The sequence below is a fragment of the Parvivirga hydrogeniphila genome (assembly GCF_023371205.1).
Classification (GTDB): Bacteria; Actinomycetota; Coriobacteriia; order Anaerosomatales; family Anaerosomataceae; genus Parvivirga; species Parvivirga hydrogeniphila.
In genome coordinates this window covers 414780-429472 of sequence record NZ_JAMCCO010000001.1, presented here as the reverse complement: position 1 = coordinate 429472, position 14693 = coordinate 414780, and the positions used below count along the sequence as shown (strand labels likewise).

The following is a 14693-nucleotide window of genomic DNA, read 5'->3' as shown; positions in this document are numbered from 1 at the left end:
GGCCGCCTCGCGGTCCCGCGGTCAGTCCTGGTAGCGGCGGTGGGAGTCGAACCCACACGGCCTTTCGGCCAGAGGCTTTTAAGGCCCCCTCCTGTACCAGTTCGGATACGCCGCCGTCACCCGCGCTCGCCGTTCGCGCCGCCGGCCGGCCGGCCGACACGCGACGCATACCGGTCGAGCGCTGCCCCATAGAGGATATCGTGCTCGCTCACCAGCGTCGAATCGAGGCCGGAGAGCGCGAGCGCGGTCTGCAAGATGAGCGCCCCGGCCACGATCACGCTCGCGCGGTCAGGCTCGAGGCCGACCACCTGCTTGCGCTCAGCGAGCGTCATCGATGCGAGCCTCTCGAGCGCGTCGGAGATCGCGGCCCCGGAAAGCGCGTAGCCGTGGACGCGCTCGGGGTCGTACGGGTCGAGCGACATGTCGATCGCGGCGAGCGAGGTGGCGGTGCCCGCGACGGAGATCATACGTCGCGGCCGCTCCTTGAGCGTCGCGAAGAACGGCCGTAGTTCGTCCGTGACGTAGGTCTGCGCGTGCTCGATCTCCCGCGGCGCAGGCGGGTCGCTGTGCAAGAAGAGCTCGGTGATGCGCTTCGAGCCGACGTCGATCGACCGTGCGGCGACGACGTTTGGCGCACCGTCTGCGGCCGACGATGAGCCAAGCACGAGCTCGGTCGAGCCGCCGCCCACGTCGACGACGAGGGTCCCGTCGCCGCCGAGCGCGTAGGTGGCGCCCGCGAACGTGAGCGCGGCCTCGCGGTCGCCGGAGACGACCTCGAGCTCGATGCCTGAGCGCGCGAGCGCGTCTGCGAGCTCGTCTGCGTTCGCGGCGTCCCTGGCTGCGCTCGTGGCGAGTGCGACGACCTCCTCGGCTCCGAGCGCGTGGGCCTCGCCGGCGTACTCCGCTGCTGCCGCGGCCACGCGCGCGATCGCCTCGCTCGACAGCCGGCCGGTGCCGGTCCACCCGTCGCCGAGGTGCGTGATCCTCGAACGCCGGACCACCTCGCGAAGACCGTCGGGGCCGAGGTCCGCGACGAGCAGCCGCGTCGTCACCGTCCCCATGTCGATCACGGCAAGCCGAACGCTCGCCTCACCGTCCATCGTGGCTCCTCCCGTCGCACCGCGCATCGCCGCATGCCGCGCCGACGCGCTCGATCATCGCTTCCCCCACCGGATCGCCGATCCCTGCAAGCGCCGTGGCGATCCGGGCGTGCAGGCACTTCGTGGCGAGCGGATCGCGCTGGCCGGCCGCACCCACGCCGCCGCACGGATCGCTCCCGCGTGCTGCCGCCGCCCGTCTGGAGACGACCTCCTCGTGGGCCTCCCGCATGCGGGCCGCGAACGCCGCATCTGTACTTGCTCGCGCGTCGAATCTCGCGAGCTCGCCTTCTGACTCCGCTGCGCTCGCGGCCTCGACGAGGTACGGGCAGGTGAGATAGTACAGCGTCGGGAACGGCTCGCCTCCCGGGAGCACCGGTTCTGTCTCGATCGCCTGCGGAAAGCCGTACCGGCATCGCGCGGCCACGCGCCACCGGCCTCGCGGCCGTCTTCCAAGCTGCCACGTCACGACCCCCGCGTCATCGCGACGCGGTGCGTCGTCCCCGCTCTCGCTCATCGCTTCACACCGAAGATGAGATCGAGGATCGCCGTGAGCGCGGAGGTGTCGGTCGCCTGGATGCTCCGCGTCTGCGCGGAGACGTCCGGGGCCGGCGCCGCCGTCGGCTCGCCTTCGGTGACGATGTACACCTGCTCGCCAGGGCGGGCAAGCCCGAGGCTCTCGCGAGCGACCTCCTCGACGCCTTCGGGGGTCTGCAGCCGTTGCGCCTTCTCGCGCAGCTGCTCGTTGCGCTCTTTGAGGGCCGCGAGCCGCTGCTCGAGCGTCTGCTTCTGGCGCTGCTGCTGATACTCGAGGCGCATCACCGGATAGAGCATCCACGCTGCGAGCACGAGCGTGAGCGCAAGGATCGCCGTCGCTATCCGACGCTCGGCCGTCGATGCGCGCCGGGACCGCTTCGCGGGCTTCCGAGAGGGTGCGCGACGGGCAGACGCTGACGACGCCCTCGCTTTGGAGGAGCGCTTCGCCGCGTCCGCTCGAGCCCGAGTCTTCGTCGCGCGTGCTGTGGCCATGCTTCCGTCTTCGTGCTGCGTCAAGGCCGGCGGATGGAGCGCACATCCCTGCGCTCGCGGGCATCATACCACGAACCGTCGCCAGAGGGTGAACCTCAAGTCGAGGCGAAGGTATCTCGGTGCCGTTCACACCTGGGTGACCTGGACCAGGTTCGTCGTCCCCGGCACTCCCACCGCCACGCCGGCAGTGAGCGCGACGAGCTCGCCTTCCCGTGCGAAACCGGCCTTGCGCACCGCGTCGATCGCGTGCGCCAGCATCTCGTCGATGCTGCCATGCTGCGGCACCACGAGGGGCTCCACGCCCCACACGAGCGCGACCCGGCGCGCGACGCGCTCGTCGGGGGTGGCCGCCACGATAGGCGTCTTCGGCCGGTGCGCCGCCACCGCACGCGCCGTCGCACCCGACTGCGTCGCCGTGACGATCGCCGCCAGGTCGAGCACGCGCGCGATCTCGCACGCTGCCGCGCTCACCGCGCGAGCAACGTCCGAGCGCCCGGCACGCGGCGGGGCTTCCGTGCCGCACGCTTCGACCTCGCGTTCTGCTGCCTCAGCGATCCGCGCCATCGTCTCGACGGCTTCGACCGGGTACGCCCCGACGGCGGTCTCGGCCGAGAGCATCACTGCGTCGGCCTGCTCGAAGATCGCGTTGGCGACATCGGAGGCCTCGGCCCTGGTCGGACGCGGCGATGAGACCATCGACTCGAGCATCTGGGTCGCCACGATCACCGGCTTGCCGTGCTCGCGCGCGAGCGCGACCACCCGCCGCTGGATGAGCGGCACCTGCTCCGTGGCGGTCTCCACCCCGAGGTCGCCCCGCGCGACCATCACCGCGTCTGCGGCCTCGACGATCGCTTCGAGCCGCTCCACGGCCTCGTGCTTCTCGACCTTGGCAACGATGGGGACGGCCGACCCGCCCATGAGCGCGCGCAGCGCCTCGACATCGTCGGGGCCGCGCACGAACGACTGTGCGACGAAGTCGACGCCGGCGTCCAGGCCCCACGCGAGGTCCTCGCGATCCTTCGCGGTGATGGCGTCGAGCGAGAGTCGCACTCCGGGCACGTTCACGCCCTTGTGGGACGAGAGCGGACCTCCCGTGACGACGACCGTCACGAGCCGCGATCCGTCGCGGCTCTCCACCTGGAGCTCCACGCGCCCGTCGTCGATGAGCACGCGAGCGCCGGGCGGGATGTCGGCGATGACCTCGGGGTGCGTCACGCACGCGCGCTGCCGGTCGCCCACGCACTGCTCGGCCACAAGTTCGAACCGCGCCCCGCGCTCAAGGACGACGCCTTGAGCGACCTCCCCGATCCGCAGCTTCGGACCTCCTAAGTCGAGCATGACCGCGACGTGCCGGCCTGCGTCGGAGGCGATCTCGCGCACGGTACGCAGGCGGCGGACGAGGTCATCGCGGGTGCCGTGCGATGCGTTCAGCCGCACGACGCTCGCCCCCGCGGCGATCATGCGACGCAGGACCGAGGGGTCCTCGCTTGCAGGTCCGACGGTCGCGACGATCTTCGTCCGTGACATCGCCTGGCGCCTCCCTGTGTTCCAGCGTCTCGAGTTGCTCGTACCCGTTTTGGGCGCGCGCGTGTTTAGAACGCGTGAAAGGTGGTATATAAGATACCGCTCAGACAATCTGATACGCAGACACTTAGATTTGGGAGGTGATGGCGATGGCAATCGTTCGGTGGGATCCCTTTGGCGAGCTCATGAGCATCCAGCGTGAGATGGACCGGCTGTTCGGCCGGCTGGGTCTGGGGCGGCTGCCTGAGAGCGCCTCCGAGATCGCGTGGATGCCCCGGATCGACGTCAAGTCGACCGGCGACGACATGGTCGTCTACGCGGAGCTTCCGGGCATGAGCAAGGACGACATCTCCGTCGAGGTCACCGACGGCGTGCTCACCATCAAGGGCGAGCGCAAGGCGGAGACCGAGAAGAGCGAAGAGGGCTGGCTCATCCGGGAGCGGAGCTACGGCGCGTTCGAGCGCTCGCTGGCGCTGCCTGAGGGCGTGGAGCCCGACAAGATCACGGCCGACTACAAGGACGGCGTGCTCGAGGTCCACATCCCGAAGGCGATGGCGGCGCTCAAGCCCAAGACCCACAAGATCGCGCTGGGCGAAGGCAAGAAGAAGTAGCCATACCCTCCTCTCTCTCACCCCGAAGACCCCGCCGTACGGCGGGGTCTTCGCGTGTTGCGAGGCGGCGGGCTGCTGTCAGGGCAGCCCGTTCGCTTGAGCGCCGACTCGCCAGAGCCCTTCGATCGGCATCGCCCACATGCTCTGCCCCAGAGGGACCGTGCTCTTCCCCTGGTGCAGCACGACGCCTCGGTGGAACCGCTTGCCGGCGCTTTGTGCAAGGGCGCGCAAGCCGCGCGTGTCGCTCTGACCGAGAGACGCCGCCGCCTTGACCTCTATACCGACGATGCGCCCCGCCCGATCCTCCAGCACCCAATCGACTTCGTTTCCTTTGGCGTCCCTGAAGTGCAGGAGCCGGACGTCCGCTTCGCTGCACGCAGCAAGGCGCAAGAGCTCGCATCCGACGAACGTCTCCAGCAGGCGCCCGACAGCGTCTGGCTCGCTGTGAGCACGACGCTCGTCGATGCCCGCAAGGTTCGCCATCAGCCCCGGATCGGTGAGGAGGATCTTCGGCGCGCGCATGAGACGCCTGCTCGTGTCAGCGGACCACGGCGGCACGAACCGGAGAACGAACACCTTCTCGAGCATGCCGAGGTACCGGTCGACCGTCGCGCGGGCCATGCCGAGCGTCCGGGCAAGGTCGCTCACGTTCGCAAGCGTCCCGCTTCGCGCCGCGAGCACGCTCAACAGACGCGGCAGACCCACCCTGTCCGTCACTGCCGCCACCTCGCGCACGTTCCGCTCCAGCAAGGTCGTCGCGTACGAGCGGAACCACCCTTCGCGCGGACGCCCCTCCGGCAACGTCACCGCCTCGGGATACCCGCCCCGGCACGCTCGTGCTACGGTCAGCTCCCGCGTCTCAGTCGCCTCCACCGACGGAAGCGGACCGTCTGCGAACACGGCATCTATGAACGCCGAGGACGTGCCGTCTATCTCCGCTTGGGTGAATGGCCAGAGCGTGACGACCCGCATCCTTCCCACGAGCGCCTCAGACAGTTTCGGAAGCAGCATCACGTCCGCAGACCCCGTCATCAAGAAGCGTCCCGGGCGACGGTCAGCGTCCACCGTGAGCTTGATCGGCAAGAAGAGCTCGGGCGCCCGCTGGACCTCGTCGAGGATCGTCCGTCCTTCGAGGCTCGCGATGAACCCCTGCGGGTCTGCCTTCGCGCTCGCAAGCACGAGCGCATCGTCGAGCGTGACGTACCTGCTCGGAGTCCGTGCGCCCACGAGATCGCGCACGAGGACGGTCTTGCCAGCCTGGCGCGGGCCCTCGACGAGCACGACGGGCGAGTATTCCATGGCTTCCAGAACGAGTTCAGTCGCAGCGCGCTGTCGGAGCATCACCCACCTCCTGGTGCAGATTGCTCACCAATAGTAGCAAAAATCGCTCATCTCGTGAGCAATTTGCACCACATCCTGCCGGCAGTCCGCCCCTAACCGCACGCCGTCGCCGATCGAGCGCCCCTGAAACGGCGGCGCCCCGCACGAAGCGAGGCGCCGGTCACGTCGTCGTGATGCGCGCTATCCGCGCTTGAGCGCCCTCGCTCCCAGGTAGGTCGCGCTCGCGCCCAGCTCCTCCTCGATGCGCAGGAGCTGGTTGTACTTCGCGACACGATCCGAGCGCGCCGGTGCGCCGGTCTTGATCTGGCCCGCGTTCACCGCCACCGCCACGTCGGCTATCGTGGTGTCCTCGGTCTCGCCAGACCGGTGCGAGATCACCGTGGTGTACCCGGCGCGGTGCGCCATCTGGATGCAGTCGAGCGTCTCGGTGAGCGTGCCGATCTGGTTGAGTTTGATGAGGATGGAGTTCGCCACGCCGGCCTCGATGCCCCGCGCGAGACGCTGCGTGTTCGTCACGAACAGGTCGTCTCCCACGAGCTGGATGCGATCGCCGAGCGCCGCGGTAAGCGCCTTCCACCCGTCCCAGTCGTCTTCCGCCATGCCGTCTTCGATGCTGACGATCGGGTACTTGCCCACGAGCGACGCGTAGTAGGCCGCCATGGCCTCCCGGTCGAGCTCCCTGCCTTCGCCCGAGAGCACGTACACGCCGCGCTTGGCGTCGAAGAACTCGCTCGCGGCCGGATCGAGCGCGATCGCGACCTGCTCGCCAGGCGCATAGCCGGCCTTCTCGATCGCCTCGATGATGACCTGGATGGCTTCCTCGTTGCTGCTCAGGTTCGGTGCGAAGCCGCCCTCGTCGCCCACGGAGGTCGACAGACCACGCGCCTTGAGCACCGACTTGAGCGAGTGGTAGGTCTCGGCGCACATCCGCAGCGCCTCGGCGAAGCTCGCCGCGCCGACAGGCATGGCCATGAACTCCTGCAGATCGACGTTGTTGTCCGCGTGGACGCCGCCGTTGAGGATGTTCATCATCGGCACCGGAAGCACGTGCGCGTTGGCGCCGCCGATGTAGGAGTACAGCGTAAGCTCGCAGGACGCCGCGGCCGCCTTGGCCACCGCGAGCGACACGCCGAGAATGGCGTTGGCGCCCAGCTTGGCCTTGTTCGGCGTGCCGTCGAGCTCGATGAGCGCCGCGTCGATGGCGCGCTGATCGGTCGCCTCGGCACCGAGCAGCTCCGGCGCGATGACCTCCCTCACGTTCTCGACGGCCTTCTGCACGCCCTTGCCGAGGTAGCGGCCCGGATCGCCGTCACGCAGCTCGACCGCCTCGAACTCGCCCGTGGACGCACCGCTCGGAACCGCCGCCCGCCCCCAGCTGCCGTCGTCGAGCACCACCTCGACCTCGACGGTGGGGTTGCCGCGCGAGTCCAAGATCTCCCGCGCCGCGATGTCAGTGATGTAGCTCATCTCGCCTCCTCCTCCGACGGCCCGGCTCCGGACCGCTCTTGCGACTTGGCCTGCTCCCACAGAACGTCGTACTCCTCGATGCTCAAGCTCCGCACGTCGACGCCGCGGGCCTGCGCTGCCCGCTCCATCTTTTCGAAACGCCGCACGAACTTCGCGCATGTGCGCCGCAAGGCGTCCTCCGCATCGACGCCGAGGTGACGCGCGACGTTCACCACCGTGAACAAGAGGTCGCCGACCTCGTCCGCCGCCTCCGCCGATCCAGCGGGCGCCGCTTTGAGCTCGTCGATCTCCTCGTGCACCTTCGCCCACACGCCCTCTATGTCGGGCCACTCGAATCCAGCGGCCGCGGCGCGCTTCGAGAGCTTCTGTGCGTACATGAGCGCCGGTAGCGACGGCGTGACGCCCGACAGCACGCCGCCCTCATCGCCGCGCTCCTCCCGCTCGCCGCGCTTGATCGCGTCCCAGTTGCGCATGACCTCGTCAGGCGTGCGCGCCTCCACGCTCCCGAAGATGTGGGGGTGGCGCCTGCGGATCTTCGCGATGATGCCTGAGATGACCTCGTCGATGCCGAAGGTGCCCTCTTCAGAGCCGATGCGCGCGTGCAGCACCACCTGCAGGAGCACGTCGCCCAGCTCGTCTTTGAGAGCGGCAAGGTCGCCTTCCTCGATGGCGTGGACGGCCTCGTACGCCTCTTCGAGCATGTGCTTCGCCAGCGTCTCGTGGGTCTGCTCGCGGTCCCACGGACAGCCGCCCGGGCTCCTCAAGACGTCCACGATGCGCACGAGCTCGTCGAACCCGTCGGGCGGCTCGATGCGCGACGGCGCGACGAAGGCGACCGTGCCGCGCTCGCAGCGTTCGGTCCGCTCGAGCGAGGCCACCGTGGTCGACGCGAGGTCGAAACCGCCGTCTGAGAGCGGCGATGCGAGCACGACGCTGTGCTCGGGAGCGTAGGTGCGCGCAAGGGCCTTGCCGACGGCCCGGGCGATGGCGGCGTTGTCGATGCCGGTCACGACCAGGTGCGTGTCCCGTCGCGGCTCTGCGCGCGGAAGCGAGTCGGCGTCCACGATCGCCGCGTCGGCCGTGACGTCGAGCTCCAGTGCGAGCAGGAGGACCTGCAGCGGAGAAGCGAGCGGGTAGACGTCGACGGACGCCCCGCGCCTCGCCAAGAGCCCGGAGACGACACCGTCACGCACGAACGGGAAGCCCGCCGCCAGAAGCACCACGTCGCGTCCGTCCGCGAGCTTCGCCAGCGCTTCGACGATCGCGCCAGCCGGCGCGTCCGGCGCAAGCCCCAGATCCGCGTAGCTGAGCGGGACGGCGCCCGCTTCGCGCGCAGCGGCTGCCGCCGCGCCTTCTGCGGAGGCGACGACGACCGCGTCCGCGCGGGCGATGCGGGCAGCGGCGCGCTCGTCGAGCGCGCCGCTCGCGTCCCGTTCAAGACCGACGATCGCTATCGAGCCCACGACGCCCCCGAAGCCGTGCGCGCTACTTGGCTGTCGTCTCGGTGCTCCCCGCCGAACTGGCGTTGGCGAGCTCTTTGTCGAGGATCTCGATCTTCGTCTTCGCCTTCAGTTTGGCGAGGTAGTCGTTCCAGGCCTTGGTGCGCGCCTCTTGCTCGAGCGTCGCCTTGATGAGGTCCTTGACCTCCTCGTACGACTGGATGCCGCCCGGCGTCTCGCTGACCTTCTTGATGATGTGCCACCCGAACTGCGTCTTCACGAGCCCGCTCACTTCGCCGACCTTGAGCTTGTCGGCCGCCTCCTGGAACTCCTTGACGTACCGGGAGGTCGGCGCGGTGCCGAGGTCGCCGCCCGAATCCTTCGAGCCTGGGTCGGTGGAATACTTCGCAGCCAGCGCGCCGAAGTCCGCACCGCCTTGGATCTCCTTCAGGACCTTCTCCGCGGTGGCCTTGTCGTTCTCCGAGAACAGGATGTGCAGGAGGTGCGCCTCCGGCTCCTTCGTGAACTGCGTGGTCTTGTTCTGCTCGTAGTACTTCTTCATCTCCTCTTCGGAGATCTTCGGCGCGGGCGCGACCTTGTCGTACAGCGCCTGGTAGACGAGCTGGTCCGAGATGCTCTGGCGGATCTGCTCCATCGTCATCCCCGACTGCTTGACGACCTCGTTGAACGACGCCTCGTCCGGATAGCTCGCTTTGATCTCTGCGAGCTTCGCATCCACGTCCTTGTCGGTGACATTGATGCCGAGGCGCTTGGCTTCCTGCCGCACCATCTCCGCTTCGATCATGCTGTCGAGGATCATGCGCTTGTACTGGAGAAGCTGCGGGTCGCCTTCTTTCAGGGAAGCCAGCGTGGTGTCCTGCTTCTTCGCCACCGCAACGATGCTGTCGAACTCCTCGCGCGTGATCTTCTTGCCGTTGACCTTCGCGACGACGCCTCCTGACGTGCACCCTGCCGCCGAAGCGACGAGCGCGAGCGCGGCGACGGCTGCTGCGACACGCATGCGGACCTTCACGATGATTCCTCCTTGCGCCGGATGGGACCTCCGGCATCGATGACAGACGCCGCGAGGCGGCACGCCGCCTGGGCTCTCGTGAGTATAGCACCGGGCCAGCGAAGACGACCCCGAATCTCGCGGGGCGTCCTCAGTGCTCCGCCTCCCCGCGCAGCTCGGCGACCGCCTCGCGCAGCATCTCGGCATAAAGATAGAAGCCTACCTCGCTCACGTGTCCGCTCTGCTCCGCACCCAGCAGCGATCCTGCGCCGCGTATCTCCAAGTCGCGCATGGCGATCTTGATGCCGGCTCCGAGCTCGGTGTGCTCGCCCACGGCTGCCAGGCGGTCGTACGCCTGGCCGGTGAGGTTCGCGCCCGGCGGGAACAGGAAGTACGCGAAGGCCCGGACGTGGCTGCGACCGACACGGCCTTTGAGCTGGTAGAGCTGCGCGAGCCCGAGCCGCTGCGAGTCTTCGATGATGAGCGTGTTGGTGTGCGGGTTGTCGATGCCGCTCTCGACGATGGTGGTCGAGACGAGCACGTCGATCGCGCCGGCCGAGAAGCGCTCCATGACGCGCTCCAGCTCGCGCTCCGACATCTTGCCGTGCGCGACGGCCACACGCGCCTCCGGCACCGCCTGCCGCACGCGCTCGACCGCCTCGTCGATCGTCCGCACGCGGTTCGAGACGTAGTAGACCTGCCCTCCGCGGTCGAGCTCTGCGCGGATCGCGCGGGCGACGAGGGCGTCGTCGTACTCGCCGACGTGCACTTTCACCGGGAAGCGGTTGGGCGGCGGCGTGTCGATCACCGAGAAGTCGCGGATGCCGGAAAGCGACATCTGCAGCGTGCGCGGGATCGGCGTCGCGGTGAGCGTGAGCACGTCGACCTGTTCGCGCAGGTGCTTCAGGTGCTCCTTGTGCTCGACGCCGAACCGCTGCTCCTCGTCGATGACCACCAGTCCGAGGTCCTTGGGCGCCACGTCGCGAGAGAGCAAACGGTGCGTCCCGATGAGCACGTCGACGGTGCCCGCTGCGAACCCTTCGAGCGCCGCTTTCTGCTGCTCGCGCGTGCGGAAGCGCGAGAGGACCTCGACGGTCACCGGGTACGGCGCGTACCGCTCCGAGAAGGTGACGTAGTGCTGCTGGGCCAGGATCGTGGTCGGGCACAGCACCATCACCTGCTTTCCGTCTTGCACGGCCTTGAATGCGGCGCGGATGGCGACCTCCGTCTTGCCGTACCCGACGTCGCCGCACACCAGGCGGTCCATCGGGCGGTCGGACTCCATGTCCGCCTTCACGTCGGCGATCGCTGCGAGCTGATCGGGGGTCTCCTCGTACGGGAACGCGGCCTCCATCTCGCGCTGCCACGGCGTGTCCGGGCCGAACGCGAAGCCCTTCACCGACGCGCGGCGTGCGTACAGCTCTACGAGGTCGAATGCGAGCTTCCGGGCGGCCTTGCGAGCACGCTCCGTGGCCCGCTCCCAGTCGGCCGAGCCGAGCCGGGTCACCTTCGGCGTCGCGCCTTCCGGGCCGACGTACTTCGTGATGCGCGCGACCTGCTCGAGCGGCACGTAGAGCTTGTCGCCCTTCGCGTACTCCAGCAGCAGGTACTCCCGCTCGACGCCATCGACCTCCTGCGTCACCGTGCCGCGGAAGTGCGCGATGCCGTGCACCGCATGCACCACGTAGTCCCCGGGCTTGAATCCAGCCGCGATGCGCGCCGCGTCCGAGGCCGCTTGCTGCGTCACCCGCTCCGAGCGAGGTCGGACGTCATCGGCGCTCACCACCGCAAGGCGAGCGTTCGGCAGCACGAAGCCTGCAGGCACGTCGGCTTCCGTCACGATGGCTGCGCGCTGCGGCCGCGGGGAATCCGGGCTCGCCACGAGGTCGACCACCGACACGCCGCCTTCCACGAGCGTCCGAGCCAGAGAGCGTCGCGACCGGTGGTCGTACGCCGCCACCACGACGCGGTGGCCGCTCGAGAGCAGGGTCTTCACGGCCGAGACGAAGGCGCTCTCGCCGCCGGCCACCTCCGGCCGTCGCGCGACGACCTGGGCGTCGACGCCTGCGCCGTGGCGCATCACGGAAAGCAGCGTGAGCCGTTGCCGCGAGCCCAAGTCGAGCTCGGCCGGCGGCCAGAACAGGCCCTGTGTCGGGACTCCGGCCTCTGCACCGCGCGCCAGGACCTCGTCGTGGTACCGAGCGGCGTCGTCGAACAACGCACGCGGCTCGGCCAGCACGACGAGCACCTCCGCGGGCACGTAGTCGAGCAGCTGCCCCGGCTTCTTGTAGAAGCACGGCAGGTACTGCTCGACGCCATTGAACAGCACACCGTCTGCGATGCGGGCCAGGTCGAACGCCACCTGCGCGTCGTCGCGCGCGCGGCGCTCGAGCGCCCGCTGCGCCGACTGGGCCGCTCGCGTCCCGAGCGCGACCTCGCGGCACGGGTACCCTTCGTAGCGGTCGACCTCGCCGATCGTCTGCTGCGTGGTCGGCACGTAGCGCTTGATGGTCTCGACCTCGTCGCCGAACAGCTCCACGCGCACCGGCCACGCCGCGTCCGAACCGAACACGTCGAGCACCCCGCCGCGCACCGCGAACTGCCCGCGCCCTTCAGCAACGTCCACACGCTCGTAGCCCATCCGCACCAGACGCTCGGCGGCAGCGCCCGGATCGAGCTCGCCGCCTCGCTTGACGACGAGCGGCTCGAACACGTGCGAGCCCTGCGGCGGCAGCGCACGCACAAGCGCGCGAGCGCTCGCGACGACCACGGCCTGCCGCCCCGACGAGAGCGCCCACACCGCGCGGGCCCGTCTCCCAACGGCCTCGAGCGGCGGCTCGCGGCGCTCCCACGGCATGTCCTCGCGGAGCGGGAAGCGGAGCACCGCCTCGGGGCCCAGGTATGCGCGCACCTGCATCGCGAACTGCTCGGCCGCATCCTCGCCTGGCACGACGGCGAGCACCGGTCCGGTGCGCTCCCGCGCCACCGCTGCGACGAGCGCAGGCCGCACGAACGCTGCGGCCGCAAGCGCGACGTCGTCACCCGACGCCAGCGCGTCGCGCGCGTGCGCGAGGGCGCGGTCGCGCCAGATGTCATCGCCGATGAGGTCGATCAGTCGCACGGCACCCGTTCCCGGACAGCACGAATGCCCGCATCCGCGTCGCGGTGCGGGGTCGTACAGGGTACCATCGTACCCTGAACCGAGGCGAGAGGAGCGCGCATGGACACTGCTGAGCGAGCGAAAGAGATCTCGCGCCGGCTCGCGGACGCGTACCCGGACGCGCACATCATGCTCACGTACGAGAGCCCGTTCCAGCTCCTGGTCGCGGTGATGCTCTCTGCGCAGACCACCGACGTCACCGTCAACAAGGTCACCCCGGAACTGTTCGCCGCCTACCCGACGCCCGAGGCGCTCGCTGCGGCGGACCAGGCCGACGTCGAGCGCATCATCTACCGCACGGGCTTTTTCCGGAACAAGGCGAAGAACATCATCGCAGCGGCCCGGATGATCGTCAGCGAGTTCGGCGGCGAGGTTCCTCGCACTATGGAAGAGCTCACACGCCTGCCAGGCGTGGCCCGCAAGACGGCCAACATCGTCTTGTACAACGCCTTCGGCATCCTTGACGGCATCGCCGTGGACACGCACGTGCTCCGGCTCGCGCAGCGGCTCGGGCTGAGTGCCCACAAGGACGCCGAGAAGGTGGAGCGCGACTTGATGGCCCTCTTCCCGCGAGAAGAGTGGGGCACGATCACCTACCGGCTCATCGACCACGGACGCGCCGTCTGCGACGCCAAGCGCCCGGCATGCGGGGCATGCGTGCTCGGCGACATCTGCCCGAGCGCGTTTTCCGTCAAAGGCTGGCGCGAGCGCGTCTGAGCGTGCGCCCCAGCGCTCCTGTCACGCCCTGCCCGCGAACGGCTCCGCGCTCACGTCAGCAGCGCCGCCGCCACAGCCGCGTACAGGATCGCGGGCAGCATGTTGCCGATGGGAAGCCGCTTTATGCTCGCAAGATCGAGGCCGATGGCGAAGATCAGCGCACCACCGGAAAGCTCGATGGCGAAGACCACCGGATCGGTCACGTACGGCTTCAGCCCAGCCGCTCCGAGGGCTATGCCGCCTTGGATGACCGCGATCGGGATCACGGAGAGCCCGACGCCGGCGCCGAGCGTGGTGGCGAGCGCAGTCGCCGCGATGCCGTCGAGCAGCGCTTTGAGGTAGAGGAGCGACGGGTCGCCGAGCCCGTCTTGGAGCGAGCCGAGGATCGTCATGGCGCCCACGCAGAACAGCAGCGACGCTGCGACGAAGCCCTCCACGAGCGTATGGCCCTTCTCGCCCGGCTCGGTGGCCGTGCCCGGAGCGAGGAACGGCAGCCTGCCGGCGACCTCTTGGAGCCAGTGGCCGAAACGCTTTAGGTAGTGCTCGATCCGCATCGCTTCGCCGGTGATCGAGCCGATGACGAGCGAGCCCACTAAGACGAGCGCCGCGTACTGCCCGACTGCTGTGTCTCCTAGGTCTCTCATGCCTCCCAGCGCCATCGAGACGCCGATCACCATGGTCGCGAGCCCGATCGCTGCGAACGCGATCTGTCGGAACCGGTCGGCGATGATGCGCCCGAAGACGAGCCCGATCCCGGTACCGACAAGCACTGTGAGCATGTTGACGACCACGCCGCGTCCGGGCACGTCACTCCCCGCTTTCCTGAGAACCGCCCTCTTCGTCCAACAACATGCGCTTGAGCTCCTCGGTGATGAGGTTCCCGCCTTTCGGGATGCCGACAGTCGAGGCCGGATAGCGCGCGCTCTTCCGCCTTCTCGCCGGCCGTGCGCTCTCGAACACTGTGCTCGCCGGCTGCACGCGAGCCCCTGCTGCGCGGCATCGGTCTGCGAGCTCGTGGTCGGACGTCACCACCACCGCATCGGGCCCTGCCAGCGCTGCCACGAGGTCATCTGCGATGCGGTCGCGTGAGAAGCGCACCTCTACGCTCCCGACCGACTCGGCCATACCATCAGGGCAGCCGTCGAACACGACGACGATCGTGCTCGTGCCGAGCAGCGCCTCGCCGCGCACCGCCAGCCGGCGCACCAACGCCGCCCGCTGCTCCTCGTCCGCAAGCGGCTTGGTGGCCGGGTCGCTCCTTGCCACGTTGTATCCGTCGACAATGACGCGCATGCG

General features: G+C 69.0%; 13 protein-coding genes and 1 tRNA gene. 2 read left to right on the top strand and 12 right to left on the bottom strand.

Features of this window, described 5'->3' with window-relative positions; translation table 11 throughout:
• Positions 1–28: 28 nt before the first annotated feature.
• From MX659_RS02120 to pyk, 5 genes are all read right to left on the bottom strand, one after another.
• Positions 29–115, bottom strand: a tRNA-Leu gene (locus tag MX659_RS02120).
• 1 nt (position 116) lies between these two features.
• Positions 117–1100 carry a Ppx/GppA phosphatase family protein gene (locus tag MX659_RS02115; RefSeq protein WP_267191831.1) on the bottom strand — a complete coding sequence of 328 codons (984 nt, stop codon included), beginning with the start codon at positions 1098–1100 and terminating at the stop codon, positions 117–119.
• Positions 1090–1614: a DUF501 domain-containing protein gene (locus tag MX659_RS02110; protein ID WP_267191830.1), complete on the bottom strand. Its 525-nt coding sequence runs from the start codon at positions 1612–1614 to the stop codon at positions 1090–1092. Before MX659_RS02110 ends, MX659_RS02115 begins: the two co-directional genes overlap by 11 nt.
• The gene (locus MX659_RS02105) at positions 1611–2126 is read right to left on the bottom strand and encodes an FtsB family cell division protein (protein ID WP_267191829.1); all 516 of its coding nucleotides are present in this window, start codon (positions 2124–2126) and stop codon (positions 1611–1613) included. The genes MX659_RS02110 and MX659_RS02105 overlap by 4 nt, the downstream gene beginning before the upstream one ends.
• A gap of 126 nt (positions 2127–2252) precedes the next feature.
• Complete coding sequence (gene pyk / locus MX659_RS02100) at positions 2253–3653, bottom strand: pyruvate kinase (RefSeq protein WP_267191828.1); 1401 nt, start codon at positions 3651–3653, stop codon at positions 2253–2255.
• Between the two features lie 146 nt (positions 3654–3799).
• On the opposite strand from pyk, the gene MX659_RS02095 reads away from it, so the two are divergent.
• Positions 3800–4261, top strand: a complete 462-nt coding sequence (locus MX659_RS02095) for an Hsp20/alpha crystallin family protein (protein ID WP_267191827.1) — start codon at positions 3800–3802, stop codon at positions 4259–4261.
• Between the two features lie 78 nt (positions 4262–4339).
• Here the strand turns inward: MX659_RS02095 and MX659_RS02090 are convergent, their stop codons facing one another.
• The 5 genes from MX659_RS02090 to mfd all read right to left on the bottom strand — a co-directional run bounded on the left by MX659_RS02090 (position 4340) and on the right by mfd (position 12641).
• Positions 4340–5602: an ATP-binding protein gene (locus MX659_RS02090; RefSeq protein ID WP_267191826.1), complete on the bottom strand. Its 1263-nt coding sequence runs from the start codon at positions 5600–5602 to the stop codon at positions 4340–4342.
• Positions 5603–5782: 180 nt separating this feature from the next.
• Positions 5783–7069, bottom strand: coding sequence for a phosphopyruvate hydratase (gene eno, locus MX659_RS02085; RefSeq protein ID WP_267191825.1), 1287 nt, complete (start codon positions 7067–7069; stop codon positions 5783–5785).
• Positions 7066–8532, bottom strand: coding sequence for a nucleoside triphosphate pyrophosphohydrolase (gene mazG / locus MX659_RS02080; protein ID WP_267191824.1), 1467 nt, complete (start codon positions 8530–8532; stop codon positions 7066–7068). Before mazG ends, eno begins: the two co-directional genes overlap by 4 nt.
• 22 nt (positions 8533–8554) lie before the next feature.
• Positions 8555–9541: a peptidylprolyl isomerase gene (locus tag MX659_RS02075; protein ID WP_267191823.1), complete on the bottom strand. Its 987-nt coding sequence runs from the start codon at positions 9539–9541 to the stop codon at positions 8555–8557.
• 130 nt (positions 9542–9671) lie between these two features.
• Positions 9672–12641, bottom strand: coding sequence for a transcription-repair coupling factor (mfd, locus tag MX659_RS02070; protein ID WP_267191822.1), 2970 nt, complete (start codon positions 12639–12641; stop codon positions 9672–9674).
• A gap of 99 nt (positions 12642–12740) precedes the next feature.
• Here mfd and nth point away from each other — a divergent pair, with 99 nt between their 5' ends.
• The gene (gene nth, locus MX659_RS02065; protein WP_267191821.1) at positions 12741–13397 is read left to right on the top strand and encodes an endonuclease III; all 657 of its coding nucleotides are present in this window, start codon (positions 12741–12743) and stop codon (positions 13395–13397) included.
• A gap of 50 nt (positions 13398–13447) precedes the next feature.
• Here nth and MX659_RS02060 read toward each other — a convergent pair whose 3' ends face one another.
• A complete protein-coding gene (locus tag MX659_RS02060) occupies positions 13448–14203 on the bottom strand; it encodes a DUF554 domain-containing protein (RefSeq protein WP_267191820.1) in 756 nt (251 codons plus the stop codon).
• A gap of 1 nt (position 14204) precedes the next feature.
• Entirely contained in the window at positions 14205–14690 is a 486-nt protein-coding gene (locus MX659_RS02055) for an NYN domain-containing protein (protein WP_267191819.1), read from the bottom strand.
• Positions 14691–14693 lie beyond the last annotated feature (3 nt).

Bases quoted from the DNA above. Each gene is read 5' to 3' on its own strand.
- pyk (WP_267191828.1), bottom strand. From the start codon at position 3,653: ATGTCACGGACGAAGATCGTCGCGACCGTCGGACCTGCAAGCGAGGAC.
- MX659_RS02090 (WP_267191826.1), bottom strand. From the start codon at position 5,602: ATGCTCCGACAGCGCGCTGCGACTGAACTCGTTCTGGAAGCCATGGAA.
- MX659_RS02095 (WP_267191827.1), top strand. From the start codon at position 3,800: ATGGCAATCGTTCGGTGGGATCCCTTTGGCGAGCTCATGAGCATCCAG.
- MX659_RS02055 (WP_267191819.1), bottom strand. From the start codon at position 14,690: ATGCGCGTCATTGTCGACGGATACAACGTGGCAAGGAGCGACCCGGCC.
- MX659_RS02105 (WP_267191829.1), bottom strand. From the start codon at position 2,126: ATGGCCACAGCACGCGCGACGAAGACTCGGGCTCGAGCGGACGCGGCG.
- nth (WP_267191821.1), top strand. From the start codon at position 12,741: ATGGACACTGCTGAGCGAGCGAAAGAGATCTCGCGCCGGCTCGCGGAC.
- eno (WP_267191825.1), bottom strand. From the start codon at position 7,069: ATGAGCTACATCACTGACATCGCGGCGCGGGAGATCTTGGACTCGCGC.
- MX659_RS02110 (WP_267191830.1), bottom strand. From the start codon at position 1,614: ATGAGCGAGAGCGGGGACGACGCACCGCGTCGCGATGACGCGGGGGTC.
- MX659_RS02115 (WP_267191831.1), bottom strand. From the start codon at position 1,100: ATGGACGGTGAGGCGAGCGTTCGGCTTGCCGTGATCGACATGGGGACG.